Source organism: Pseudoxanthomonas sp. UC19_8, from assembly GCF_042700505.1.
GTDB lineage: Bacteria > Pseudomonadota > Gammaproteobacteria > Xanthomonadales > Xanthomonadaceae > Pseudoxanthomonas_A > Pseudoxanthomonas_A winnipegensis.
This window is the reverse complement of the sequence record NZ_CP170559.1, coordinates 3,558,831-3,585,467: the sequence shown is the minus strand read 5'-3', so window position 1 is coordinate 3,585,467 and position 26,637 is coordinate 3,558,831. Positions and strand designations below refer to the sequence as shown.

19 protein-coding genes and 1 pseudogene are annotated in these 26,637 nt (G+C 70.9%); 12 read left to right on the top strand and 8 right to left on the bottom strand.

Annotated features, from left to right (window positions below; translation table 11 throughout):
- The first annotated feature begins 118 nt into the window (after positions 1-118).
- Genes ACFJIT_RS15840 through ACFJIT_RS15830 form a run of 3 tightly spaced genes read left to right on the top strand, consistent with a single transcriptional unit; the run spans position 119 to position 3,840 of the window.
- Positions 119-1,486 carry an alpha/beta fold hydrolase gene (locus tag ACFJIT_RS15840; protein WP_379655788.1) on the top strand — a complete coding sequence of 456 codons (1,368 nt, stop codon included), beginning with the start codon at positions 119-121 and terminating at the stop codon, positions 1,484-1,486.
- On the top strand, positions 1,483-3,006 hold the full coding sequence (locus ACFJIT_RS15835; RefSeq protein ID WP_379654208.1) for a GMC family oxidoreductase: 1,524 nt from the start codon (positions 1,483-1,485) through the stop codon (positions 3,004-3,006). The genes ACFJIT_RS15840 and ACFJIT_RS15835 overlap by 4 nt, the downstream gene beginning before the upstream one ends.
- Before the next feature lie 30 nt (positions 3,007-3,036).
- Complete coding sequence (locus tag ACFJIT_RS15830) at positions 3,037-3,840, top strand: SDR family NAD(P)-dependent oxidoreductase (RefSeq protein WP_130514531.1); 804 nt, start codon at positions 3,037-3,039, stop codon at positions 3,838-3,840.
- Positions 3,841-4,223: 383 nt separating this feature from the next.
- Here the strand turns inward: ACFJIT_RS15830 and ACFJIT_RS15825 are convergent, their stop codons facing one another.
- On the bottom strand, positions 4,224-6,041 hold the full coding sequence (locus ACFJIT_RS15825) for a glycoside hydrolase family 15 protein (protein WP_379654207.1): 1,818 nt from the start codon (positions 6,039-6,041) through the stop codon (positions 4,224-4,226).
- A gap of 221 nt (positions 6,042-6,262) precedes the next feature.
- Between ACFJIT_RS15825 and folE the strand changes: the two genes are divergently transcribed.
- The 6 genes from folE (at position 6,263) to ACFJIT_RS15795 (ending at position 10,848) form a co-directional block, all read left to right on the top strand.
- Complete coding sequence (gene folE / locus ACFJIT_RS15820) at positions 6,263-6,865, top strand: GTP cyclohydrolase I FolE (RefSeq protein WP_130514534.1); 603 nt, start codon at positions 6,263-6,265, stop codon at positions 6,863-6,865.
- Between the two features lie 75 nt (positions 6,866-6,940).
- A complete protein-coding gene (locus ACFJIT_RS15815; protein ID WP_130514536.1) occupies positions 6,941-7,480 on the top strand; it encodes a cytochrome b in 540 nt (179 codons plus the stop codon).
- A 239-nt stretch (positions 7,481-7,719) separates the two neighbouring features.
- Positions 7,720-8,304, top strand: a complete 585-nt coding sequence (locus tag ACFJIT_RS15810; RefSeq protein ID WP_130524022.1) for a manganese efflux pump MntP family protein — start codon at positions 7,720-7,722, stop codon at positions 8,302-8,304.
- Positions 8,297-8,695: a YchJ family protein gene (locus ACFJIT_RS15805; RefSeq protein WP_379654206.1), complete on the top strand. Its 399-nt coding sequence runs from the start codon at positions 8,297-8,299 to the stop codon at positions 8,693-8,695. The genes ACFJIT_RS15810 and ACFJIT_RS15805 overlap by 8 nt, the downstream gene beginning before the upstream one ends.
- Positions 8,696-8,861: 166 nt before the next feature.
- Positions 8,862-9,923 carry an NAD(P)-dependent alcohol dehydrogenase gene (locus tag ACFJIT_RS15800; protein ID WP_130514542.1) on the top strand — a complete coding sequence of 354 codons (1,062 nt, stop codon included), beginning with the start codon at positions 8,862-8,864 and terminating at the stop codon, positions 9,921-9,923.
- A 67-nt stretch (positions 9,924-9,990) separates the two neighbouring features.
- A complete protein-coding gene (locus ACFJIT_RS15795; protein WP_379654205.1) occupies positions 9,991-10,848 on the top strand; it encodes a D-hexose-6-phosphate mutarotase in 858 nt (285 codons plus the stop codon).
- Between the two features lie 50 nt (positions 10,849-10,898).
- Here the strand turns inward: ACFJIT_RS15795 and ACFJIT_RS15790 are convergent, their stop codons facing one another.
- Complete coding sequence (locus ACFJIT_RS15790; RefSeq protein WP_379654204.1) at positions 10,899-11,321, bottom strand: hypothetical protein; 423 nt, start codon at positions 11,319-11,321, stop codon at positions 10,899-10,901.
- Positions 11,322-11,410: 89 nt separating this feature from the next.
- Positions 11,411-12,013, bottom strand: a complete 603-nt coding sequence (locus ACFJIT_RS15785) for a hypothetical protein (RefSeq protein ID WP_379654203.1) — start codon at positions 12,011-12,013, stop codon at positions 11,411-11,413.
- 293 nt (positions 12,014-12,306) lie between these two features.
- On the opposite strand from ACFJIT_RS15785, the gene ACFJIT_RS15780 reads away from it, so the two are divergent.
- The 3 genes from ACFJIT_RS15780 (at position 12,307) to bphP (ending at position 16,155) form a co-directional block, all read left to right on the top strand.
- Entirely contained in the window at positions 12,307-13,563 is a 1,257-nt protein-coding gene (locus tag ACFJIT_RS15780; protein WP_379654202.1) for a sensor histidine kinase, read from the top strand.
- 94 nt (positions 13,564-13,657) lie between these two features.
- A complete protein-coding gene (locus tag ACFJIT_RS15775; RefSeq protein ID WP_379654201.1) occupies positions 13,658-14,251 on the top strand; it encodes a biliverdin-producing heme oxygenase in 594 nt (197 codons plus the stop codon).
- The gene (gene bphP / locus ACFJIT_RS15770; protein ID WP_379654200.1) at positions 14,248-16,155 is read left to right on the top strand and encodes a bacteriophytochrome BphP; all 1,908 of its coding nucleotides are present in this window, start codon (positions 14,248-14,250) and stop codon (positions 16,153-16,155) included. Before ACFJIT_RS15775 ends, bphP begins: the two co-directional genes overlap by 4 nt.
- A 32-nt stretch (positions 16,156-16,187) precedes the next feature.
- Here bphP and ACFJIT_RS15765 read toward each other — a convergent pair.
- The 5 genes and pseudogenes from ACFJIT_RS15765 to gltB all read right to left on the bottom strand — a co-directional run bounded on the left by ACFJIT_RS15765 (position 16,188) and on the right by gltB (position 26,528).
- Positions 16,188-17,319: pseudogene (locus ACFJIT_RS15765) on the bottom strand (glycoside hydrolase family 5 protein).
- A 446-nt stretch (positions 17,320-17,765) separates the two neighbouring features.
- Complete coding sequence (locus ACFJIT_RS15760; protein ID WP_379654199.1) at positions 17,766-18,824, bottom strand: glycoside hydrolase family 5 protein; 1,059 nt, start codon at positions 18,822-18,824, stop codon at positions 17,766-17,768.
- A gap of 194 nt (positions 18,825-19,018) precedes the next feature.
- Positions 19,019-20,200, bottom strand: a complete 1,182-nt coding sequence (locus tag ACFJIT_RS15755; protein WP_306994383.1) for a benzoate/H(+) symporter BenE family transporter — start codon at positions 20,198-20,200, stop codon at positions 19,019-19,021.
- A 294-nt stretch (positions 20,201-20,494) separates the two neighbouring features.
- Entirely contained in the window at positions 20,495-21,940 is a 1,446-nt protein-coding gene (locus ACFJIT_RS15750; RefSeq protein ID WP_130534308.1) for an FAD-dependent oxidoreductase, read from the bottom strand.
- Positions 21,941-22,070: 130 nt separating this feature from the next.
- Positions 22,071-26,528: a glutamate synthase large subunit gene (gene gltB / locus ACFJIT_RS15745; RefSeq protein ID WP_379654198.1), complete on the bottom strand. Its 4,458-nt coding sequence runs from the start codon at positions 26,526-26,528 to the stop codon at positions 22,071-22,073.
- Between the last annotated feature and the right edge of the window lie 109 nt (positions 26,529-26,637).

Below are 26,637 nucleotides of genomic sequence, written 5' to 3'. Positions count from 1 at the left end.
TTGGCTGAGGCCGTTTCCTCGGCCGCGCGATGTACACGCCGTGCGAAGCCAACCTGCACACGCCCCACACCAGGCGGACGCAATGCTCGCGCTCCACCTCAACCGCCCCGGCCAGGCCATGCCCCAGCTCCAGCTGTTCTTCCTCCACGCGCTCGGCGCCAGTGCGGGCGAATGGGAGCGGGTGATCGCGCGGCTGGGCGACCGGGCCGATTGCATTGCGCTGGATATCCCCGGCTTCGGCGGCACGTCCGCGGGCGGATGCACCGATGTGCCGGCGCTGGTGGACTGGTTCTGCGCCACCGTGGCCGCGCGTGCGCCCTCGCGCTGGTGTGTGGTCGGCCACAGCATGGGCGGCAAGATCGCCACGCTCGCCGCCGCCCGCGCGCGCGAAGGCGCCCCGGGCCTGGCCGGCCTGTGCGGGGTGGTGCTGGTCGCCGCCTCGCCGCCATCGCCCGAGCCGATGGAGGAGCAACGCCGCCAACAGATGCTGGACTGGTTCGCCGATGGCGCGCCCACGCCGGCGCAAGCCGCGCAGTTCGTCGACGACAACAGCGCGCGCCGGTTGGACGAGGCACCGCGCGAGCAGGCCATCGCCGATGTGCGGCGCAGCGATCCGCGCGCCTGGCGCGCCTGGCTGCAACAGGGCAGCAAGGAAGATGCCTCCGCCCAGGCCGGCCGGATCGCATTGCCGGCGCTGCTCCTGGCCGGCGCCGAGGACGGCGACCTGGACGCCGATGCGCAGCGGCGCCTGAACCTGCCGCATTACCCGGAGGCGGGAGAGGTCGTCGCCATCGCCGATGCCGCGCATCTGATCCCCTACGAACAGCCCGATGCGCTGGCCGCGCACATCGACGCGTTGCTGCAGTGGGCGGAAGCCAGCGCCTTGCCGCCCGCGTTCATCGACCTGCTCAACCTGCCGCGCGTGCAGCCGCGCATGCGCGCCACGCTGCTGGCGCGCCACCGCGGCCCGCCGCGCGATGCGCCGCGCGTGCTGTCCGACGCGCAGCGCGCGGTGCTGGCCGCCGTGGTGGCCAGCGTGCTGGCGCTGGACGATGCGACCCAGGCGGCCGACCTGGCGCGTCGCCTGGACGTGGGCTTGGCCACGCAGGCCGGCGACGGCTGGCGCTTCGCCGAGCTGCCCGCCGACGCGCAGGCCTGGCCGCTCGGGCTGGATGCGCTTGATGCGATGACCGGCGGCTGGTGCGCGCGCGATCCGCTCGCGCAGGAGGCGTGGCTGACCCGCATCGCGCGCGGTGACGCGCAGCCCAACCCGCAAAGCGCGCTGGATGGCGCGCAGTTGGCGCGCTGGTTCGAGGACGTGCGCGCCGAGATCGCACGCACCTGGGCCAGCCTGCCGGCGACGATGGCGGCGATGGGCTACGACGGCTTCGCCACCGGCAGCGCGCCGGGCGAGGGCGAAGGCTACGTCCTGGCCGGCGCCGACCAGCGCGAGCCCTGGCAGCGGCTGCCGGACAAGCGCGAATGACGGTGGCGCAGGCAGACCGCGTCCAGGCGGTGATCGTGGGCAGCGGCGCCGGCGGTGCGCCGCTGGCCGCGCGCCTGGCGCAGGCGGGTGTCTGCGTGCTGGTGCTGGAAGCGGGTGCGGCGTTCGCGCCGACCGATCATCTGCCCGACGAGCTGACCACCGACCTGTACTGGATGGAGGAACGCCTGAGCGGCGGCGCCACGCCGACGGCCTTCGGGGCCAACAACTCCGGCCAGGGCGTGGGCGGCTCGACCCTGCACTGGGGTGCGTTCTGCCCGCGTCCGGATGCGGCCGAGCTGCGCCTGCGCCGCAGCAGCGGCCAGGGCTGGGACTGGCCGATCGCGCACGCCGAACTGATCGACTACATCGCCCGGGTCGAGGCCTTCATCGGGGTGTCCGGCCCCTCGCCGTATCCCTGGGACCCGGCGCGCGCCTATGCGTACGCGCCGCCACTGCGCAACGCGCCGGCCCAAGCCATGGCACGCGGCTGCGCGGCGCTGGGCATCACCGCCACCGACAGCCCCGCCGCGCTGGTCACCGCCGCGCACGCGCAGCCGCACTGGGGCACGCGGCGCGCCTGCACCAACTGCGGCGCCTGCCATCAGGGCTGCATCTACGCCTCCAAGGCCGCCACCGACACCAGCTGGCTGCCGCTGGCGCGCGCACACGGTGCGCAGGTGCGCGCCGACTGCCGCGTGGTCGATGTGCATCGCGACGCGCGCGGCCGCATCGCCGGTGTGGTCTATCGCCATGACGGGCGCGAAGTGAGCGTGGGCTGCGACGCGCTGTTTCTGTGCGCCGGCGGCGTGGAGACCCCGCGCCTGCTGCTCAATCTGGGGCTGGCCAATTCCAGCGGCCAGGTCGGGCGCAACTTCATGGCGCACGTGGCCACCCAGGTGTGGGGCAGGTTCGACGCGGACATGCGCATGAACCGCGGCTACCCTTCGTCCCTGATCAGCGAGGACATGCGTGTGCCGGCCGATGCCGACTTCGCCGGCGGCTATCTGATCCAGAGCCTCGGTGTGCAGCCGCTGACCCTGGCCAACACGCTGGCGCGCGGCGCCGGGCTGTGGGGCCGTGCGCTGACTTCGCGGCTGCGCGACTACAACCAGCTGGCCGGCATCGGCATCAACGGCGACTGCCTGCCGGCGCAGGGCAATCGCCTGACGCTGTCCGACGAGGTGGACGCCTTCGGCCTGCGCAAGGCGCGCATCGACTTCAGCTACGGCCCCAACGAACGCGCGCTCGATGCCCATGCCCGGCGCACGCTCACCGCCATCTGGGAGGCCGCCGGCGCGCGCGACATCCTCGCCGCCGACCGCTCGGCGCACACGCTGGGCACCTGCCGCATGGGCAGCGATCCCGAGCACGCCGTGGTCAATGCCGACGGCCGCAGCTTCGACATCGACAACCTCTACGTCTGCGACAACTCCACCTTCCCCAGCGCGCTGGCGGCCAACCCGGCCCTGACCCAGATGGCGCTGGGCCTGCGCACGGCCGAGCGCTTCCTGGCGGCCTGACTTCCCCCTATCCACCACGAGGAGCACAGCATGGATCTTGAAATCAACGGTCGCATCGCCCTGATCAGCGGCGCCGACTCCGGCATGGGCAAGGAGACCGCGCGCCTGCTGCTGCAGGCCGGCGTGCGCGTGGCCATCACCGATCGCGCCGACGGCACCTTGCCGCAGGCGCTGGAAGAGCTCTCGCCGCTGGGCGAGGTCATCGCCGTGCCCGGCGACGTCACCCAGGCGCAGGACGTCGAGGACATCTGGCAGCAGGTGCGCGCGCGGCTGGGCGAGCCGGACATCTACGTCAACGCCGCCGGCGTGACCGGCGCCACCGGCGACTTCCTCGAGGTGGACGATGCCGGCTGGCTGCAGACCCTGGACATCAATCTGATGGGCGCGGTGCGCATGTGCCGCCAGGCGATCCCGGCGATGCGCAAGCGCGGCTGGGGCCGCATCGTGCTGTTCGCCTCCGAGGATGCCGTGCAGCCCTATGTGGACGAACTGCCGTACTGCGCCTCCAAGGCCGGCATCCTCAGCCTGGCCAAAGGCCTGTCCAAGGCCTACGGGTGCGACAACGTGCTGGTCAATACGGTCTCGCCGGCGTTCATCGCCACGCCGATGACCGACGCGATGATGAAAAAGCGCGCCAAGGAGAAGGGCGTGAGCTTCGAGGAGGCCATCGCCAGCTTCCTGGACGAGGAGCGCCCCGGCATGGTGCTCAAGCGCCGCGGCCGCGCCGAGGAAGTGGCCGCGGCGGTGGCCTTCCTGTGCTCCGAGCGCGCCAGCTTCATCAACGGCGCCGGACTGCGCGTGGATTCGGGCTCGGTGTTCACCATCGCGGGTTGAGCGCGCGCAGAGGCGCGCGGTCGACTTTTATCCCCCTCCAACTCCACGCCGTCATCCCCGCGAACGCGGGGATCCATGGACGTCCGGCCGGGTTGCGTAACGTCCATGGACTCCCGCTTTCGCGGGAGTGACGAGCGTTTGGATGTCGGAGAGGGACGCTGCGTCGCCCGCGAAGCACTTGAATTCGTCATCCCCGCGAACGCGGGGATCCAGGGACTTTCTGTCCGATCGCGCCAAGGCGCTGGACTCCCGCGTTCGCGGGAGTGACGGTGGGTTGGATGGCGAGGTGCGGTTGGATAGCCGCTGTGGGTTGGAGCGCCAAGCCGTGGATCGCAGGTTGCATCGCACCCGAAAACCAAGCACATGCGGCACATCCCACCCCCTCATCCCCCGCCTTCAATCTCTGCCAGCGTCGACAGCGCCATGACATGCGCCAGATGGCTCAGCCCCTGCGGCGTGTTGCCCAAAAGCGCACCGGTGTCCGGGTCGATCATCTCGCTCATCACCCCATTGCACGGCGTCAGCGCCTGGCCGAGGCGCTCCAGCCGGCGCCGCGCCTCCTGCGGATCGCCCAGGCGCGCGTAGCTCTCCGCGATCCAGAACGAGCACGCCAGGAAGCAGCCTTCCTCCTGGTCCATGCCGCTGTAGCGGTAGTGGAAATCGCCGGCGCCCAGTTCCCGGTCCAGCGCCGCCATGGTCAGCTTCAACCGCTCCGGTCCGTCGAAGCCGAAGCGCGCCGCCAGCGCGATGGCCGCGTCCAGCTTGTCGCTGCCCGGGTACATCGCGAAGGCCTGCAGGTCCTCGGACCAGCAGTGCGTCTCGATCCAGTCCTTGATGCGATCGCGTTCGCGGCCCCAGCGGTCGCGGCAGGTGGTCGGCAGCTGGCCCTGGTCGGCCAGTTCGACCGCGCGCGCCAGCGCCTGCCAGCAGCTGACCTTGGACATGGTGTAGTCCTGCAGCTCCTGCAGCTCCCACATCCCTGAGTCGGGCAGGCGCCAGCGGTCGGCGCATTCGTCGGCGATATGCGAGAGCAGCTCGGCGCTGGCCGGATCCAGGATGTTGCCGCAGTCGACGAAGCAGTACGCGGTCTCGAAGATGTCGCCGTAGATGCCGTGCTGGTGCTGGGCGCCGGCCAGGTTGCCTCTCACCACCGGCTGGCTGCCGCGATAGCCCGGTGCGCGCAGTTCCGACACGTCCGGCACCAAGGCGCCGTCCAGGGTGAAGACCACGCGCGAGCCATGCCGGCGCAGCTGGCGCAGCAGCCAGGTGAAGGCGGCCTTGGACTCGGCCTCCAGCCCCGCCGCCAGGAAGGCCTGGATGGTGTAGCCCGCGTCGCGGATCCAGGCGTAGCGATAGTCGTAGTTCTTGTGACCGCCGATGCGCTCGGGCAGCGAGGTCGTGGCGGCCGCGGCGATCGCGCCGGAGGGCGAGTACAGCAGCAGCTTCAGCGCCAGGGCGCTGCGCACGAAGGCCTCGCGCTGGTCGCCGTCGAAGGACACGTTGCGCGCCCAGTCGCGCCACTCGCGGTCGGTCAGGTCGATGCGGCCGTCGATCTCCTCGATGGTCGGGGCCACCAGCGGCTCCTCCTCGCCGACCACCAGCGCCACGGTGATGCGCTCGCCGGCGCTCACCTCCACCGTGCCGCAGGCGCCGGCATCAGACCAGGCGATGTCGAGGCGGTCGTGGTGGATCATCAGTCCCAGCAGCCGCTCGACATGGAAGACGGTGTGCGGGCCGATGCGCGAGTGGTACGGGTTGGCGTTGCGCGCGCGCATGCCCAGCTTCATCTCCAGCCCGAAGCGCACCTGCCCGCGCACGCCGTCGATGCGCCGGGCCAGCTCGGACCAGGGCAGGCGGCCGGCGTTGCCGCTGTTGAGCGACTCGGTCAGCGTCGCCTCGCCGGTGTCGGTGGTGAAGGTGGTCACCAGCACGTTGCTGTCCGGCAGGTAGCGGCGCCGGGCGGTGAACGCGCCCTCCGGCGCCAGGGTGAAGTGGCCGCCTTCGGGGCCGTCGAGCAGCCGGTCGAACAGGGGCGGGCTGTCCATGTTCGGCGCGCACCACCAGTCCAGGCCGCCATCGAGCCCGCTCAGCGCCACCGAGCGGCCTTCGCCCAGCGCGCCGTAATGCGCGATCGGCAGCACCCCCTCCACGCGCTGCGGCGCGATGGCGCCGGTCTGGGCCCCGCGCGCGTCAGTCGACATGGCGCGGGCCGGTGCGGGAGGTGCGCGGGCACCGGGCAGGGGAGGGCGTCATGCCGGCATCTTTTCGTTGGGCGGGTGGGCCCTGGACGTTAGGGGCGCCACCGCCCAGGCCGGGTGAAGGTGGCCGGGCAACACGGCGTTTCGCCGCGCGCGCGGGCGCGGCGCCAGCCGGTCCGGTACGATGCCCGCCCCCTTTGGTGGTGCAGCAGAAGGCTGTTCCGATGAGCGAATCCGACAACACCCGTGGCGGCGTCAGCCGCGACCAGGCCGAGGATGCCGTGCGCACCCTGCTGCGCTGGGCCGGCGAGGACCCGCAGCGCGAAGGCCTGCTGGACACGCCCAAGCGTGTGGCCAAGGCCTATGGCGACTGGTTCAGCGGCTACCAGCGCGACCCGCACGAGTACCTGGCGCGCACCTTCGAGGAAGTGGCCGGCTACGACGAGCTGATCGTGCTGCGTGACATCGAGTACGAAAGCCATTGCGAGCATCACATGGCGCCGATCATCGGCAAGGTCCATGTCGGCTACCTGCCCGACGGCAAGGTGGTGGGCATCAGCAAGCTGGCGCGCGTGGTCGACGCCTACGCCCGGCGCTTCCAGGTGCAGGAGAAGATGACCGCGCAGATCGCCCAATGCATCCAGGACGTGCTGCAGCCGCGCGGCGTGGGCGTGGTGGTCGAGGGCGCCCACGAATGCATGACGACCCGCGGCGTGCACAAGCGCGGGGTCAGCATGGTCACCTCCAAGATGCTGGGCGCCTTCCGCGAGGACGCGCGCACCCGCGCCGAGTTCCTGCGCTTCATCGAGGTCGGCGGCAAGCGCTGACCGGATCGTCAGCGCCGCATCGGCTCGGCGCTGGCTAGGATCGCGCTGGAGCCCCCCACCGCCCAGGCAATCGCCATGACCCAGGTCGAGACCGCGCGCTACAGCCGGCGCGCCCGCATCTTCCACTGGACGACCTTCGCCCTGGTCGTCGCCGCCTACGTGACCATCAACCTGCGCAAGGCCTTCGAGCGCGGCAGCGACGCGCGCATGCTGGTGGTCGAGTCGCATTTCCTCATCGGCATCGCGGTGCTGCTGGTGGTGCTGCCGCGGCTGGCGGCGCGGCTGGGCGAGCGCGCGCCGCCGATCGTGCCGCCGCTGCCGCGCTGGATGCAGCGCGCCGGCGATGCCACGCATGTGCTGCTCTATGCCTTCCTGATCGTGCAGCCGCTGCTGGGCATCGTCGCGCGCCTGGCCACGGGCCGGGGCATCGGCCTGCCGTTCACCGACTGGGCGATCCCGTCCTTCTTCGGCACCCACGAGCACCTGGCGCATACCCTGGAATCGGCCCATGTCTGGCTGGGCGAGGCGTTCTACTGGGTGATCGGCCTGCACATCCTGGCGGCCCTGTTCCACCTGCTGGTGCGGCGGGACAACGCCCTGCAACGCATGACCTGATCGGATGTGTATACTGCGCGCCCCGAAAGGCGCTCAGTGCGGCTGACGGGGTCTCCTTGGGGAGTAGCCAGCGTCCGCCCAACAGCGCACGCGTAGCCGTCAACACACTTGGCCTGTACCGGCCATGGCGGATGCAACCACACCGGTTGGCGAGACCAACGAGCAGTCCAGCACGGCTGATGGCCGGCGTGTTGGGCGGTTCGTGTCGTCCGCATTCCCGGCCCGGTGTCCCAACCCCCATGAACCCGATTTCCATCCTCCTGCTCGGTCTGGCCATGTCCACCGATGCGTTCGCCGCCGCCCTGGGCAAGGGCGCGGCCATGGCCAAGCCCACGCTCGCCCAGGCGCTGCGCGTCGGCCTGATCTTCGGCGTGGTCGAAGCCATCACCCCGGTGATCGGCTGGCTGATCGGCTCGGCCGCCTCCAAGTACGTGGAGCGCTTCGACCACTGGATCGCCTTCGTCCTGCTCGGCGCGCTGGGCCTGCACATGATCTGGAAGGCGCTGCACGAAGACGATGAGGATGCCGCCGAGGCCGGCGAGAACCGCCACGGCAATATCGTCACCCTGGCCCTGACCGGCCTGGCCACCAGCATCGATGCGATGGCCGTGGGCGTGGGCCTGGCCTTCGTGCAGGTGCCGATCTACCTGGTGGCCGGCGTGATCGGCCTGTGCACCTTCACCATGGTCACCATCGGCGTGATGGCCGGGCGCGCGCTGGGCGCGGTGATCGGCCGCCGCGCCGAGCTGGTCGGCGGCGTGATCCTGATCCTGGTCGGCGCGGCGATCCTCTACGAACACCTCAGCGGCGCGGCCGGTGGTTAAGCCGGCACCGAAGGCGTGCCCCTGCGACAGCGGCGCGCCCTACGCGCGCTGCTGCGGCCCGCTGCACGGCGGCGCGCCGGCAGCGGATGCCGCGGCGCTGATGCGTTCGCGCTACAGCGCCTACGTGCTGGGCGAGGCCGACTACCTGCGCGCCAGCTGGCATCCCAGCACGCGTCCGGCGCAGCTGTCGCTGGCCGACGCGCCCGGCCAGCGCACCGTCTGGCTGGGGCTGAAGGTGGAATCGCACACCGTCTCCGGCGCCGATACCGCCGAGGTGGCGTTCACCGCGCGGCTGCGCGTGGGCGGCGGCTCGGCCCAGCGCATGCACGAACGCAGTCGCTTCGTGCGCGAAGGCGGGCACTGGTTCTACGTGGACGGCGACGTCGGCTGAAAGCGGCGCGACGCGCGCGCACGAAGTGGCGGTCAAGACCAGCCGCGCGTGATGCAGCGTTGCAGTGCTGCGGTGGGTTTCTCGCGCAACGGGTCTAGCATCTGTTGCATGACGTTGCGCCTTAGTGCGCGCGCTTTCTTCGACACTTCGCCAAGGAGACTCCCCCATGTCCCAAGCCCACGGCTATGCCGCGACTTCCGCCGATGCGCCGCTGGCGCCGTTCGTGTTCGAACGTCGCACCCCCGGTCCGCACGATGTGCAGATGGACATCCTGTACTGCGGCATCTGCCATTCGGACCTGCACACCGCCCGCAACGAATGGCAGAACACGATCTTTCCCTCGGTGCCGGGCCACGAGATCGTCGGCCGTGTCACCGCCGTCGGCAGTGAGGTCAAGGGCTTCAAGGTCGGCGACCTGGCCGGCGTCGGCTGCATGGTGGACAGCTGCCGCACCTGCCCTTCCTGCGCGGCGGGCGAGGAGCAGTACTGCGACAACGGCTTCACCGGCACCTACAACGGCCCGCTGTTTGGCGGCGGCGAGAACACCTACGGCGGTTACTCGGACCATGTCGTGGTCGACGAGCGCTACGTGCTGCGCGTGACCCACGGCACCGACAACCTGGCCGCGGTCGCGCCGCTGCTGTGCGCCGGCATCACCGTGTACTCGCCCATGGCGCACTGGCAGGTCGGTCCGGGCCAGTCGGTCGGCGTGGTCGGTCTGGGCGGCCTGGGGCACATGGCGGTCAAGATCGCCAAGGCGCTGGGGGCGCACGTGGTGTTGTTCACCACCTCGGAGAGCAAGCGCGAGGACGGCAAGCGCCTGGGCGCCGACGAGGTGGTGATCTCCAAGGATCCCGAGCAGATGGCCGCGCAGGCCGGCAAGCTGGATTTCATCCTCAACACCGTGGCCGCCTCGCACAACCTGGATCCGTTCCTCAATGCGCTCAAGCGCGATGGCGCGATGGTGCTGGTCGGTGCTCCGGAACACCCGCATCCGACGCCGACGGTGTTCAACCTGATCATGCGCCGCCGGACCATCGCCGGCTCGCTGATCGGCGGCATCGCCCAGACCCAGGAGATGCTGGATTTCTGCGCCAAGCACGGCATCGTGTCGGACATCGAGATGATCGAGCCCCGGCAGATCAACGAGGCCTACGAGCGCATGCTCAAGGGCGATGTGAAGTACCGCTTCGTGATGGATCTGGCCAAGCTGGACAAGGCCGCCTAAGGCCTCATACGACAGGCGGCGAAGCGACGGGCGGCTACACTGGCCGCCCGTCTTCATGTGCGATGTCATGACCCACACGCTGACCGAGACCACGCTGCACGGCCTGCCCGTGCTGCGGATCGAAACGCCGCTGTGCACCGCGCAGCTCTCGCTCCACGGCGGCCAGCTGCTGTCGTTCGTGCCCGCCGGCGGCGCCGATGTGCTGTGGCTGTCGCCGCTGGCCCAGGGCGCGCCCAAGGCGATCCGCGGCGGCGTGCCGGTGTGCTGGCCCTACTTCGCCCGCGAGCATCAGCCGGCCGACGCGATCCAGCATGGCTTCGCGCGGATCAGCGCGTGGACGCTGGCCGAGGCGCGCGAGGACGGCGACGGCAACGTGCACCTGACGCTGGACCTGCCGACGCACGCCTCCACACCGCTGCGCCTGAAGCAGACCCTGGTGCTCGGCGCAGGCCTGCAGCAGGCGCTGACCACGCACAACCCTTCCGCGGAGGCGGTCGCCTTCACCGATGCGCTGCACAGCTACTTCCACGTCGGCGACGTGCGTCAGGTCCGCCTGAGCGGGCTGGACGGGCTGGACTACGACGACAAGTTCACCGGGCAGACCTTCCCCCAGTCCGGCGACTGGACCCTGTCCGACCCGCGCGATCCCGGCCGCAGCGACCGCATCTACCACGATGCCGGCGGGCACTACGTGCTGCACGATCCGGTGCTGTCTCGGCAGCTGCGCATCAGCACCACGGGCAGCCGCTCGGTGGTGGTGTGGAACCCCGGCCAGGCCGGGGCGCAGGCCATGGCCGACGTGCCCGATGACGCGTGGCCGGCCTTCGTCTGCGTCGAGGCGGCCAATGCCGGGCGCGATGTCATCAAGCTGGCCCCCGGCGCAAGCCACACCCTCGGCCAGGCCGTGGAAGTGCTGCCCGCTTAGGCGGCGTCCGCCTCACGCAGGCCGCCCGCCTGAAGATGCGCGGCCTGGCGTCAGGGCACGGCCGCCGTGGCGCAGGCCCGCTGCGCGCCGCAGGCAGGCGCGACCAGGCTCAGCCGTCGACCCGCGCCCATCGACACCGGCACGCCGGCCACCGCGTCCGGCGATGGCAGCGCGCGCGGGATCCATTGGTGCGTGCCGGCCAGATCGGCCGCGCCGCTGGCTTCGCAGCCGACCTCGCCGAACCGCTGGCGCAGCAGGGCGACGCGTCCGCGTCCGGCCAGCGGCTCGGCCGCGCCCAGCCCGGCATCGGTCGTCAGTGCGCACACCAGGCTGTCGCTGGGCGCACGGCTCGCCGCGGGTGACGGGCTGATCTGCGAGGGCGCGCGCGCGTCGGCCTCGGGCCGGCAGCCGCACAGGCCGACGGCGATCAGCAGGCCGCCGAGACTGGCGCCTGCCGCTTTCCACTCCCTCATCCAAGCCTCCCGGCGGTCCACACTGCGGAACCGCACAGCTGGAAGAACCTCGATTGCGTCCGGAACCGGCCATCGGCGGCCGGCGGCCCTTACAGCCTGGGATAGGCGAAGCGCCCCAGCTGCACCAGCTTGGCCAGCGCCGCCTGGCGCTCCATGCCCTCCAGGCCGTTGGTCAGGAACACCAGCGTCTGCCCGTCCCGGGCGATGGACAGCACCGCGATATCGGCCAGCACGCCGCGCTCGAGATCGCGCGGCTCGACCACGGCGGTGGCGTAGTGGCCCAGGCCCGGGGGCGAGACCATGCGGACGCTGGCGCGCGCGCCGGGCTTGCTCGCGTCGATGAAGCCGGTCACCAGGTCGCTGACCTCATCCTGCGGCGTATGACCCTTGGAAGGCCATTGCTGCACCAGCAGGCGGCCGAAGTCGCCGTTCCACTCGCAGGCCTTGATGCCGAAGGTCTGGTGGTGCTCGGGCGTGGCGGTGGAGGTGCCGCTGAAGACGGTCTCCAGCTCGTCCGCGGTGATCAGGTCGCACACCGTTTCGGCCTTGGCCTTGGCCTCGGCCACCGGCGCCGTGGACGGCGGCGCAGCGACGGGCGCGGCGGCAGGCGGCGGCGGACGCGAGCACGCCGCCAGGACCAGGACCAGCGCGAAGAATGACGAACGCAGGGCATGCAGCAGGGCAGGAGACACGCGGACCTCCGGCGTGGCGCCGGGCGGGGGAATCCCGGCTTGTCCCTGTGCTAACACCAAAAGCGGCCAATTCAGGACACCTGTCACGTTTCCGGCCCGTGGCAGGGGCCGAGGCGGGGGACGCAGGCACCGTCACCGGTTCTGTACATCTGCCGCGTTTGCCTGCCGACGTTGCAGCGCTGCAACGGACGCGCCGCGGCGCGCACCTACACTGAACCACCGTCTCTGCGGCGTTCGATCAGATGGAAGACAGCGTGCGTTCCCCGTCCGGGGCGAGGGAACCGCAGGGCACGATGCGCGCCAAGGAGCGCATCGACATCGTCGATGCCGACGGCCGGGTGCGCCTGACCAGCGCGGCGCACCCCGATCCCCAGCCCGGCGATCTCTGGCTGGCGCGCTGGGACCAGGCGCAGCGCGCTCAGCTGCGACAGGCGCTGGACGCAGCCTGGGCCGGGGAGCCGGAACGCCGCGTCGCACCGCAGGCCCAGACCGCGGACGGCGAAGCCGACGGCTGGGAAATCCACATGGCCCCGCTGCGCGATGTCCACGGCGCGATCGACGCGGTGGTCGCGATCAGTCGCCAGACCAGCGAGGAGCGCCACGACCAGGCTGCGGCGTACGCCCATGACGCCCTTCCATACGCGGGCACGCTTCTGCAGGCCGCAGCGGCGGACGCCGAGGATGGCCTACAGCGCGAGCCCGACCCGCACAGGGCCGACCATCGGCTGCTGCGCGCCCGCGACGATGTGGCGCTGGGCGTGCGCCGCGAACAGGCGCTGCAGGACCAGCTCGATCTGGCCACCGTGGCCCGCGACAGCGCCGAGCAGGTCAGCCGCCAGGCGCAGAAGCGCGCGGCCATGGGCCAGCTGGTGGCCGGCATCGCGCACGACTTCAACAACATGCTCCAGATCGTGCAGACCACGTTGGACATGATGGCGCTGCAGGCCGCGACCGATCCGCGCCAGGCGCGCCTGCTGGCCCGGTCGCAGGAGGCCGTCGGCCATGCGGTGGACCTGGCCCGGCGTCTGCTGGCGTTCGGGCGCGAGCATCCCTATCGCGCCGAGGCCCTGGACCTGGCGCAGGTGGTGAACGACATGCTGCCGCTGATCGCGCATGGCCTGGGCGCACGCATGACGATGGCCCTGGCGCCGGCCGAGGTGGCGCTGCCGATCCGCTCGGATCGGCATTCGATCGAGCAGGCGCTGATGAACCTGTGCGTCAACGCGCGCGATGCCTGCCAGGGGCACGGCCGTATCGACGTCGCGCTGGGCCTCGAAGACGTCGCCGCCGGGCAGGACGGCACGCTGCAGCGCGCCGGCGGCCGCTATGCCTACGTGGAGGTGCGCGATGACGGCTGCGGCATGGACGCGGCCACCCGCGCGCGCATCTTCGAACCCTTCTTCACCACCAAGCCCGAAGGCATGGGCACCGGGCTGGGCCTGGCCCAGGTGTCCGGGCTGATGCGCCAGTCCGAAGGCTTCGCCACGGTGCGGTCCGAGCCGGGCCAGGGTGCCTGCGTGCGGCTGTACTTCCCCGCGCTGCAGGCGTGAGCCTCGATGCGCTGCGACCACACGTCCGGGTATGGCGCCGCTGACCGCGCTGGTAGGCTTGGCGCGATGCCCTCCCACCCTCGTCCGACCCCGCATGCCCGCTGACGCCGCCCTTGCCCCCGTTCCCCTGGCGCGTGCGCTGCGTGAGGCGACCGCCCAGGCCCACGCCGCGGTCGAAGCGTTGCCGCACATGCACGCGCTCGCGCACGGCGCGCTGCCTTCCGATCAGTACGTGCGGGTGCTGCAACAGCATCTGGCCCTGGTCGAACCCTGGGAGCGCACGCATGCGGCCTGGCTGCAGACGCTGGCGGCGCAGGGCTGGCATTACCGTGCGCGCGGGCCGGCGCTGCGCGCCGACCTGGCCACGCTCGGCGTCACCGCGCCCGCGGCCGCGCCGTTGACCGAAGCGGAGCCGGCGGCCGCGGCCTGGGGCCAGCTGTACGTGATCGAAGGCTCGCTGCTGGGCGGGCGTCTGATCGCGCGCGCCTTCCGCGCCGCGCAGCCGGCGCTGTCCGCCGCGCTGGCCTACTTCGATCTGGGCAGCGAGGCGCCCGGCGCATGGCGCCAGTTCCAGGCCTGCCTGGAGGCGGCGCTGCCCTCCGCCGCGCAGCGCCAGGCCGCCATCGGCGGCGCGCAGTCGATGTTCGCCCGTTTCCATCAGCAGCTCGCCGCCGGGGTGGCCGCATGAGCCTGTCGCCGGACACCGTGGACATGGATGCCTGCGCGCGCGAGCCGATCCATATCCCCGGCTCGGTCCAGCCGTACGGCGCGTTGCTCGTCATCGAGCCTGCCAGCGGACAGGTACTGCAGGCCAGCGGCAGCGCCGCCGACCTGCTGGGCGTGCCGCATGCGCAGCTGATCGGCCAGCGCTGGGACGCGCTGCTGACGCTGGAGGCGCGCACGCTGCCGGCGGCCGACGAGGTACGCGAGCCCCTGCACCTGGCGCACGAAGCCGTCGGCTTCCCCCAGCGCGCCGATGCGCCGTCGGAGGTCTACGTGGCGGCCTGGCATCTGGCGCCCAGCCAGTGGCTGGTGGAGATCGAGCCGCGCGACTCGCAAGCCTCCGACGTCGGCGTGCGCGACGTGCTGCCGGTGCTGCGCCTGGTCGAGCGCGACCGCCACATCCACGAGGCCAGCCTGCGCGTGGCGCGCGAGATCCACGCCCAGCTCGGCTACGACCGGGTGATGGTCTACCGCTTCGACAATGAGTGGAACGGCGACGTCATCGCCGAGGCCAGGCGTCCCGAGCTTGAGGCCTACCTGGGCCTGCACTACCCGGCCACCGATATCCCGGCGCAGGCGCGCGCGCTGTACCTGCGCAACCGCGTGCGCCAGATCGCGCACGTGGGCTACCGGCCCTCGCCGATCGAACCGCCGCTGGACCCGCGCGATCACGCGCCGGTGGATCTGAGCGACGTCAGCATCCGCAGCGTCTCGCCGGTGCACCTGGAGTACCTGGGCAACATGGGCGTGAGCGCCACGCTGGTGACCTCCATCGTGGTCAACGACGTGCTGTGGGGGCTGATCGCCTGCCATCACTACGCGCCGCTGTTCGCCAGCCACGCCATGCGCGATGTTGCCGATGCGCTGACCCGCGGCCTGGCCGCGCGCATCGGCGCGCTGCAGGCGGTCGAGCGCGCGCGCACCGAGGCCGTGCTGCTGACCGTGCGCGAGAAGCTGATCACCGCCTTCAACAATGCCGACACGCTCTCCACCGAGATGCTGACCGAGCTGGCGCCGGAACTGATGGACGTGGTCGATGCCGACGGCGTGGCGATCTACAACGGCGATGAGGTGATCGGCTACGGCACGCTGCCGTCGGTCGAGGATCTGGTGCGCATCCGCCAGCAGATCGAAGCGCGCGACGACGAGGTCCTGCGCGAGGGCGTGGTCGGCGCGCTGCACGTGGACGCCATCGGCAGCGCCTTCCCGGAACTGGCCGACCTGGCGCCGCTGGCGGCCGGCCTGATCTTCGTGCCGCTGATGCCGCAGGCGCGCAGCGCGCTGCTGTGGACGCGCCGCGAGCAGATCGAGACGATCAACTGGGCCGGCAACCCGGAGCTGGCCAAGCTGGTGGACATCCCCAACTCGCGCCTGTCGCCGCGCAAGAGTTTCGATCTGTGGCAGCAGACCGTGCGCGGCCAGGCGCGGCCGTGGTCGCTGCTGCATCTGGAATCGGCGCGCAGCCTGCGCGTGCTGATCGAGCTGATGGAGCGCAAGCGCGTGCAGCAGGACTTCAGCCTGCTGGAAGCCTCGCTGGCGCGCCTGCGCCAGGGCGTAGCGATCATCGAGCGCGGGCCGACCGGGATCGGCCGGGTGCTGTTCGCCAACGACGCCTTCGCCCACCTGGCCGACGAGGACGCCAGCGGCATGATCGGCCGCGACATGCGCGCCCTGCTCGACCCTTCGGTGTCCGAGGCGCAGCTGCAGGCGCTCAAGCAGGGCCTGCACGCGCGCGAACCCAGCAATGCGGTGCTGCCGCTGCGCGTGGCCAATGCCGACCCGGTGTTGCAGCAGTTCGACTTCGAGCCGCTGCCGGCCAGCCGCGGCCAGGTCAGCCACTGGCTGCTGCAGCTGCGCGACCCGGACTGATCCCGGGCGTGGAGCGGCGCTGGCGCCTGGCCTCAGCGCTTGGCCTTGACCTTGATCTCGACCGGTTGAGTCTTGGCCGTTTGCGACTCGCCGATGGATAGACGTGCCGCCGTCGCGGCGGCGAGCGCCTGGCGCGCACGCTCGGACAGGATCGCCATCTGCGGCTTGGCGCTGCCATCGTCGTTCGGCTGCACGCTGAACATGTAGTCGCCCCACCACGCACCGCCGGCCCAGTAGGTCCAGCCCAGCCAGACCTCGGCGTTGTCCTGGATGTAGCCCAGCATGCCGTCCAGCGCGGCCAGGCAGGTGGCGTTGGCGGCGGCGCCGAACTCGCCAAGGAAACCGCGCTTGCCATTGGCGCGCAGCCAGTCGGTGAAGGCCTCGAGCTTCTCGGCGCCGATGGTGGTGCTCACGCAGGTGGGCGAGGTGCCCGAGGAGTCGCTGTCCAGATACTGGTGGACTTCGTAGGCCAGGTTGCTGGCCGGGTCGCGCAGGCCGACCAGCGCATCGGCGTTGGACACGCCGCCGCCGGCCTCGGCACTGGTCCAGCTGTGCGCGCCGGTCCAAGGCCACGCCCGGCACCAGGATGAGGTTGTTCGCTCCGGTGGCGCGGATGGCGTCGATGGCCGTCTGCGCCGTGCGCGCCCAGCGGGTCGCATTGAGGCCCACCGGCTCGTTCATCAGGCCGAAGATCACCGTCTCATCGTTGCCGAAGGCGAGCGCAAGCCGCCGCCAGAGATCGGCGAAGGCCGAGTCGGGCACCGCCTGCGAGCCGATCGCCTGGTCGTTGAACACCGCGTAGTTGTGCGGATCCAGGATCAACATCTGGCCATGGTCGTGCGCGCGGGTGACGGCGGTGCGCAGCTGCGCCAGCTGGGCGCTATCCAACGCGCCGCCGAGCGCCGGCTGCAGGCGCTCCCACAAAAACGGCAGGCGGATGACGTTCATCCCGCCATCGGCGAAGTCGCCGAAGTCGCCGTCGGAAGGGTAGGTGTAGTCCTTGAACAGCACGCCGGGCTTGTTGTCCGAGGCGAACTCGGCGCCAGCCAGGTTGACGCCCACGTACGCGAGCGCGCGGGTCTGCGCGGCGGCGAGCGCCGGCAGGCAGGCCAGCGCGACGGCCAGGGCGAAACGCATCAGGACTGGGAAGGCGATCGGGCGCATGGCGATGGCTCTGGTGTCGGTCACCGTCGGAGCGGACGCGGGCGACGGCAAACGGGCGAAGGAGCGGCGAGCACGAGGCAGGCCGATGGCGGCGTTGCGAAGCGGGCGAACTCGGCGGCGACCACGATCCTGCGCAGACGCTAAAGGCGCTCGATGCTGCGATCGCGCCGCGTCCTCACCGATGCGCTCGGTGGTTGGTCCCTGGGCTCGGGAGCCGAGCGCACGCATCCAGCATAGGCGCAAGCCGGATGCCGGATTCGATGGATTCTTGGGTCGTGTCGCGTTCTGGAACACGTCGCATGCTTCGTTCCGGACCGATCGCGCAAGCCGCGTGCGGCCTTGCGTTGCGCGCTATCCAGGTCGCGCCGTGGCCGTGCCTCCCGGCCGCGTGCGCCAACGCCGGACCGCCGCCCACACGGCGGCGATTCCGGCTTGGTGGTGCCGAATTAGTCGTGCGCGGGCTTGCCGGTGACCTGCCCGGCGTACTTGCGCAGCGTCGGCAGCTGCGGCTTGGCGCTGCCATCGCGATTGGGCTGCACATTGAACGGATAGCTCGGTGCCCACCACGCCCCGGCCGCCCAGTAGCTCCAGCCCAGCCACTGCTGCGGATGGGCCTGGATGTAGGCCAGCATCGCGTCCAGCGCCGGGATGCATTCCGCGCTGGCGCCGAACTCGCCCAGGAAGCCGACCTTCTTGTTGGCCTCCAGCCAGCGCGTGAAGCCTTCCAGCCGGCGCGCGCCGATCTGCGGATCGTCGCCGCACTCGGGCTTGGTGCCGGAGGAATCGCGGTCCAGGTATTGATGCGCCTCGAAGGCCAGGCGGTTGGCCGGATCCTTCAAACTGGCCAGCGCATCGCCGTTGGAGACGCCGCGCCCGGCCGAGGCGCTGGTCCAGCTGTGCGCGCCGCTCCAGGCCGTGCCCGGCACCAGGATCAGGTTCTTGGCGCCGGTGCCGCGGATCGCATCGATCGCCGCCTGCGCGGCGGCGGCCCAGTCGTTGGCGCTGATGTCGTGCGGCTCGTTCATCAGGCCGAACAGCACCTTGTCGTTGTTGGCGAAGGCCGGCTCGCTGGCCAGCCGCCGCCATAGGTCGGCGAAGGCCGCGACCGGCACGGCCGCGCTGCCGATCGTCTGGCCGTTGTAGCCGCCGTAGTTGTGCACATCCAGCAGCAGGGTGATGCCGTGCTTGCTCGCGGTCTGCGCGGTCTTGCGCAGCAGGTCCAACTGGGCGCGGTCGAACTCGCCGTTCAACGTCGGCTGCAGGCGTTCCCACAGGAACGGCAGCCGCACCACGTTCATGCCCTGCGCGGCGAAGTAGGCGAAGTCCGATTCGGACGGATAGGTGTAGTCCTTGTACAACGTGCCGGGCTTCTTGCTGGACTGGAACTCGGCACCGGCCAGGTTGACGCCGGCGTAGCGCAGGGCCTGTTCGGCGTGGGCCAGGGGGGCGAAGGCCAGGGCGGTCGCCAGCAGCAGGCCGGCGGGGCGATAGCGGATCGGGCGCATGGGACGTCTCCGGATCAGGCGCCGCCGGCCGTCGGCGGTTCCGCGCGAGCGCGGAGCACGACAGGCCACGATGCGAAAGACTCACGGCTGCGAGCAGCCATCGGCGGCAGGTGGGGGAACGGCCGCATCGTGATCCCGAGCCTAGGCGATCGTGTGCGACCGCAGCATGAAACCCGCGGTGACTGACGCAGGTGTCATGCCTTGCGGGGCTTCAGGACGAGCAACGTCAGCACGCCGCCGACCAGGCCCCAGAACGCCGCGCCGATGCCGGCCAGGCTCAGGCCCGAGGCGGTGATCAGGAAGGTCACCAGCGCCGCCTCGCGGCTGCCCTCGTCCTTCACCGCCGTGCCCAGCGCGCCGCCGAGCGTGCCCAGCAGCGCGATGCCGGCGATGGCCATGACCAGCTCCTTCGGGAACGCCGCCAGCAGCGTCACCACCGTGGCGCCGAACAGGCCGACGACCAGATAGAACAGCCCCGCCCAGACCGCGGCCATGTAGCGCCGCGTGCGGTCCGGATGCGCCTCGGGGCCCATGCAGATCGCCGCGGTGATCGCCGCCAGGTTCAACGAGAACGCGCCCAGCGGCGCCAGCAGCGCGGTGAGCACGCCGGTCCAGCCGATCACCGGCGAGACCGGCACCTCGAAGCCCGAGGCGCGGATCACCGCCACGCCCGGCACGTTCTGCGAGGCCATGGTCACCACGAACATCGGCAACGCGATGCCCAGCAGCGCGGCCAGCGAGAACCGCGGCGTCACCCAGTCCGGCTGGGCCAGGGTCAGATGCGCCTGTTCCAGATGCAGGGTGCCGCTGGCGGCGGCCACCAGCACGCCGACCAGCAGGCAGGCGATCACCGCATAGCGCGCCCACCAGCGACGCATCACCAGGTAGGTGACCAGCATCGCCAGCACCAGCAGCGGCTGGGTCTTGAGCGCGACGAAGGTGTCCAGGCCGAAGCGCAGCAGCACCCCGGCCAGCATGCCGGCGGCCAGCGGCAGCGGGATGCGGTGCAGCGTCTTCTCGAACAGGCCGGAGAACCCGGCCACGGCCACCAGCACCGCGCACACCACGAAGGCACCGATCGCCTCGGGCAGCGGCAGGCCGGTGTGGCTGGCCGCCAGCATCGCCGCCGCCGGCGTCGACCACGCGGTGACCACCGGCACGCCATAGCGCAGCGACAGCGCGATGCAGCTCACGCCCATGCCCAGCCCCAGCGCCAGGATCCACGAGCCGATCTGCGCCTGACTGGCCCCCACCGCCTGCGCCGCCTGGAACACGATCACCACCGAACTGGCGAAGCCCACCAGCACCGTGACGAAGCCGGCCGCCATGGCCGAGAGCGAAGAATCGCGCAGCACGCGCGCAGGCAAGGCAGGCATGTTCGAGGCGAAACGAGGGGAGGGAAGCGTTGAGCTTAACGGGCGGCTTCAACGACGCCCAGTTCGGTTGCATTGGCAACCGGATGCAGGACGTGGAAGGCCGCTGGATTCCCGCCTTCGCGGGAATGACGAAGGGGTGTCAGCTGCGGGCGATGCAGTCCGCCGCTGCGATAGTCAGACCCTCGTCGCTCCCGCGCACGCGGGAGCCCATGGACGTTACGCGGTCTGCCAGGCCGTCCATGGATCCCCGCCTTCGCGGGAATGACGATGGGGGTCTCTGTTCGTCGGGCGCTTTCAGCCCAGCAGCAGCTCGGCGATGCTCTGGGCGGCGTCGCGGCCTTCGGCCACGGCGGTGACTACCAGGTCGGCGCCGCGCACGGCGTCGCCGCCGGCGAACAGCTTGGGGTGCGTGGTCTGGTAGGGCAGGCGCTCGTCGCCGCCGGCGACGATGCGGCCGTTGGCCTGGCCTTCCACGCCCACCGCCGACAGCCAAGTGGGCAGGGTCGGGGAGAAGCCGAAGGCGATGATCACCACGTCGGCGTCCAGCAGCGATTCGCTGCCTTCGATCAGTTCGGCGTTGCGGCGGCCGCGCGCGTCGGGCTCGCCCAGGCGGGTCTCGGCCACGCGTACGCCGACCAGCTGACCGTCGGCGCCGGCCTCGATCGACAGCGGCTGGCGGTTGAACAGAAAGCGCACGCCTTCCTCGCGTGCATTGGCGACCTCGCGTGCGCTGCCGGGCATGTTGGCCTCGTCGCGGCGGTAGGCGCAGGTGACCTTGGCCGCGCCCAGGCGGATGGCGCTGCGCACGCAGTCCATGCCGGTGTCGCCGCCGCCCAGCACGACCACGCGCTTGCCGGTGAGATCGGGCAGGGTGATCTTGTCCTCCCAGCCGGCGATCGGCCGGCCCCAGCCGTCGCTGCCGGTGACGATGCGGCTGTTCTGCACCAGGAAGGGCAGGGCCGGCAGCACGTTGGGCAGGTCCTGCCCGGGCAGGCCGCCGTCGGTGTAGCGGTACGCGCCGGTGCCCAGGAACACCGCGTCGAACTCCTCCAGCAGCGCATCGAGGCTGACGTCGCGCCCGATCTCCACGCCCAGGCGGAACTCCACGCCCATGCCCTCGAGCACCTCGCGGCGCTGGGCGATCACGGTCTTGTCGAGCTTGAAGCTGGGGATACCGAACTGCAGCAGCCCGCCGATCTGCTCATAGCGGTCGAACACCACCGCATGGATGCCGGCGCGCGCCAGCCGGTCGGCGCAGCCCAGCCCGGCCGGGCCGGCGCCGATCACCGCCACGCGCTTGCCGGTGGGCTGCACGCTGGACAGGTCCGGGCGCCAGCCGGTGGCCAGCGCGGTGTCGACGATGTACTTCTCCACCGCGCCGATGGTGACCGCGCCGAACTCCTCCAGCGTGCAGCTGCCTTCGCACAGGCGGTCCTGCGGACACACCCGGCCGCAGACTTCCGGCAGCGGATTGGTCGAGTGGCACAGCGTGGCGGCCTCGTGGATGCGGTTCTCCTGCACCAGCTGCAGCCACTGCGGGATGGCATTGTGCACCGGGCACTTCCAGCTGCAGTACGGGTTGCCGCAGTCCAGGCAGCGGCCGGCCTGGTACTGCGCGTCGGCCTTGTCGAACTTGCCGTACAGCTCGCCCCAGTCGCCGGACGTGCGCAGCTCCACCGGGATGCGCGAGGGCATCTGCCGGGGCAGGTCGAGGAACTGGAAGGCGTGCTTGCGGCTCATTGTCTGGGGAATCGGGAATAGGGAATCGGGAATGGCAAAAGCAAAAGCGGCTCTGCCTGCGAGGTAGGAAACGGGGGGAACCGGGCTTTTACCACTCCCGATTCCCCATTCCCGATTCCCGGCGCCGCCATCAGGCGGCGCGCCTCAACGCGTCAGTCAGCGACTCGATGCTGGCGGCCTTGGGTTTGACCAGCCAGAACTTACCGATGTAGTCGCGGAACTCGTCCAGGATCTGCTGGGCCCAGATGCTGCCGGTGAGTTCGCGATGGCGCTGGATCAGGGTGTGGATGTGCTGGCGGTAGCTCTCGAAGCCTTCGCCGCTGATGCGGTGGATGTCGATCAGCTCGTGGTTGTAGCGGTCCACGAAATCGCGGTCCACGTCCAGCACATAGGCCAGCCCGCCGGTGAAGCCGGCGCCGAAGTTCAGGCCGACCCGGCCCAGCACCATGACGATGCCATCGGTCATGTACTCGCAGCAGTGGTCGCCGGCGCCTTCCACTACCGCCAGCGCGCCGGAGTTGCGCACCGCGAAGCGCTCGCCGGCGCGGCCGGCGGCGAACAGCTCGCCGCCGGTGGCGCCGTACAGGCAGGTGTTGCCCAGGATGGCGGTGTTGCGCGCTTCGAAGCGCGCCCCGCGCGGCGGGCGCACCACCAGCCGGCCGCCGGCCATGCCCTTGCCCACGTAGTCGTTGGCCTCGCCTTCCAGTTCCATGTTCAGGCCGCCGGCGTTGAACGCGCCGAAGCTCTGCCCGGCCGTGCCGCGGAAGCGCAGCTGGATCGGCGCATCGCTCATGCCGTGGTTGCCGTGGGCGCGGGCGATGGCGCCGGACAGGCGCGTGCCGATCGAGCGGTCGGTGTTGTGGATCAGGTGGCGGTGGTCGCCGCCGGCCTTGGTCGCGATCGCCCGGGCCAGCTCCGAATCCAGCTGCGTGGCCAGGCTGTCCGGCGGCTCGTACATGCGCTGCGCGGCGCAGGTGCCGCCGTCGACCTGGGCGCCGGCCAGCAGCCGCGTCAGGTCCACGTGCACGCCCGGACGCGGGCTGTGGACGACCTGCTCGAGCAGGTCGGTGCGGCCGACGATCTCGTCCAGCGAGCGCACGCCCAGGCGCGAGAGCCACACGCGCACTTCCTCGGTGAGCAGGCGGAAGTAGTTCTCCACGCGCTCGGGCAGGCCGGTGAAGTGGTCCGCGCGCAGCCGCTCGTCCTGGGTGGCTACGCCGGTGGCGCAGTTGTTGAGGTGGCAGATGCGCAGGTACTTGCAGCCCAGCACGATCATCGGGCCGGTGCCGAAGCCGAAGCTGTCCGCGCCCAGCAGCGCGGCCTTGATCACGTCCAGGCCGGTCTTCAGGCCGCCGTCGGTCTGCAGCACGGTGCGCTCGCGCAGCTGGTTCTGCACCAGGGCCTGGTGGGCCTCGGCCACGCCCAGCTCCCACGGCACGCCCGCATAGCGGATCGAGCTGATCGGCGAGGCGCCGGTGCCGCCGTCGTGGCCGGAGATGGTGATCAGGTCCGCGCCGGCCTTGACCACGCCGGCGGCGATGGTGCCCACGCCGGCATGGCTGACCAGCTTCACCGACACCAGCGCCTTCGGGTTGACCTGCTTGAGGTCGAAGATCAGCTGGGCCAGGTCCTCGATGGAATAGATGTCGTGGTGCGGCGGCGGGCTGATCAGGCCGATGCCGGGCTTGGCGTAGCGCAGGCGCGCGATCAGCTCGTTGACCTTGTGCCCGGGCAGCTGGCCGCCTTCGCCGGGCTTGGCGCCCTGGGCGACCTTGATCTGCAGCACCTCGGCATTGACCAGGTACTCGGGCGTGACGCCGAAGCGGCCCGAGGCCACCTGCTTGATCTTGGAGCGCTTCTCGGTGCCGTAGCGGGCCGGGTCCTCACCGCCCTCGCCGGAGTTGGAACGCCCGCCCAGCCGGTTCATGGCGATGGCCAGCGCCTCGTGGGCCTCGGGCGAGAGCGCGCCCAGCGAGATGGCGGCGGTGTCGAAGCGGCGCAGCACGTCGCCGGCCTCGGCGACCTGATCCAGCGGCAGCGGCGTATCGGCCAGCTTGAGCTGCAGCAGGTCGCGCAGGGTCGAGACCGGGCGGTTGTGCACCGCGTCGGTATAGGCCTGCCAGTCCTTGGCATCGCCGGTGCGCGTGGCGCGCTGCAGCGTCATGACCACGTCCGGGTTGTACATGTGGTACTCGCCGCCGTGGACGTACTTGATCAGGCCGCCGACCTCGGGCTTGCGCAGGTCGTTCCAGGCGTTGCGGGTCAGCTGGCGGGCCTCGGTATCCAGGCGCTCGAAGCCCACGCCGCCCACGCGGTTGGCCGCGCCGGGGAAGCACAGCTCCACCACCTCGCGGTCCAGGCCGACCACCTCGAACAGCTGCGCGGCGCGATAGCTGGCGATGGTGCAGATGCCCATCTTGGAGATGATCTTGGACAGGCCCTTGTAGACGCCCTTGCGGTACTTGCGGCCGATCTGGGCCACTTCGCCGCCGGCCTTGAGCAGCAGGATGCCGCGCCGGCCCAGGTCGAACAGCGTCTGGTAGGCCAAGTACGGATACACCGCCGTGGCGCCCACGCCCAGCAGGCAGGCCATGTGGTGCGGATCGCGCGCGGTGCCGGTCTCGATGATCAGGTTGACGTCGCAGCGCAGGCCGACGTTGGACAGGTGGTGGTGCACCGCGCCGGTGGCCAGCAGTGCGTGGACCATCGGCCGGTCGGCGACCGGATAGCGGTCGGACAGCAGCAGCATGACCATGCCTTCGCGCGCGGCGGCCTCGGCCTCCCGGCAGATGCGCTCGATGCCGGCCTTGAGGCCTTCCTCGGGCGCATAGGACAGGTCGATCAAGCGGTTCTTGTGCGCGTACTGGTCCATCTTCAACAGCTGGCGCAGCTTGCGCTGGGACAGCACCGGCGAGTTGAGGATGACGTGGTTCACCGTCTCCGGGCCGGCGTGGAAGATGTTGGTCTCCCGGCCCAGCTGGGTGGACAGCGACATGGCGATGCCTTCGCGCAGCGGGTCGATCGGCGGATTGGTCACCTGCGCGAAGGCCTGGCGGAAGTAGTCGTACAGCGGCCGGGTGTGCTGGCTCAGCACGGCCATGGGCGTGTCGTCGCCCATCGAGCCGGTGGCTTCCTGCTCGGTCTCGGCCAGCGGGCGCAGGATCTGCTCCACTTCCTCGGTGCTGAGCTGGAACAGCTTGTGGTAGCTGCGCAGGGTCTTCTCGTCGAAGGGCTCCTCCACCAGCGAGGGGTCGATCAGCTCGGTCTGCAGGTAGGTCACGCCCTGCTGCAACCACTGCTTGAACGGCGCGCGGCCGCGGTTGATGCGATCGATCGCGTCGGAGTCGAGCAGGTCGCCGCGCTTGAGGTCGATGGCCATCATCTCGCCCGGGCCCAGCTTGCCCTTGCGCGTGATGCGCTCAGCCGGCAGCTCCCACACGCCCGCCTCGGAGGCGACCAGGAAGTGGCGGTCGGAGGTCAGCATCCAGCGCGCCGGGCGCAGGCCGTTGCGGTCGAGCATGCACGCCGCATAGCGCGCGTCGCAGGCGACGATGCCGGCCGGGCCGTCCCACGGCTCGGTGTTCAGGCCGTAGAACTCGTAGAACGCGGCCAGGTCGGCGTCCTTGAACTCCAGCGAGGCCGTCGCCGGCGGCACCAGGATACGCAGCGCCTGGATCAGCTCCATGCCGCCGGCGACCAGCAGCTCGAGCATGTTGTCCAGGCTCTGCGAATCGGAGCCGTGCATGGAGATCACCGGATCGAACTGGGCGATGTCGAACTTCGGCGTCTTCCACACCTTGCTGCGCGCCTGCGCCCAGGAGCGGTTGCCCTCGATGGTGTTGATCTCGCCGTTGTGCGCCAGCAGGCGGAACGGGTGCGCCAGCGGCCAGCGCGGCATGGTGTTGGTCGAGAAGCGCTGGTGGAACACCACCGCGCTGGAGGTCAGGTCGTTGCGCTGCAGGTCCGGGTAGAACACCGGCAGCTTGTCGGGCAGCACCATGCCCTTGTAGCCGATCACGTGCGGCGAGAGGGTCACTACATAGAAATCGGGCGTGGTCTCGCGCAGGGTCTGCTCAGCGCGGCGGCGCGCCAGGAACAGGGCCAGGGCGAAGGCCTCCACGTCCTGCTCGGCACCGGCCTCGACGAAGATCTGCTCGATGCGCGGCAGGGTGGCCTTGGCCAGCTCGCCGCACACCGATTCGTCGGTCGGCGGCACGCGCCAGCCGCACACGCGCACGCCGGTGGCGGTGAGCTCGGCCTCCAGGCGGTCGCGGCAGTCGTGCGCGGCATCGCCGTCGCCCGGCAGGAACACCAGGCCGGCGGCGAAGCGGGCGCCGACCTCGATATGCGCCTCGCGCGCCAGCGCCCGCAGGAAGCCTTCCGGTTTGCGAATCAGCAGGCCGCAGCCGTCCCCGGTCAGGCCATCGGCCGCCACGCCGCCGCGATGGGTCATGCGCGACAGGGCGGTGATGGCGGTATCGACGAGCTGGCGCGAGGGCTGGTCGTCCAGCTGCGCGATCATGCCGAAGCCACAGGCATCGCGTTCGTCGTTGGGGTCGTACAGCCCGTGGCGGTTGCGGGGGGCCATTGGTGCTACCTCGAAAACGAAGGAGGGGCAGGCGGCACCCGAGCCCTTCGATGGGCGGCGCAGACGTGAAGAAGGTGTCACCGGACTTGCGATGACACCACAACTTGGT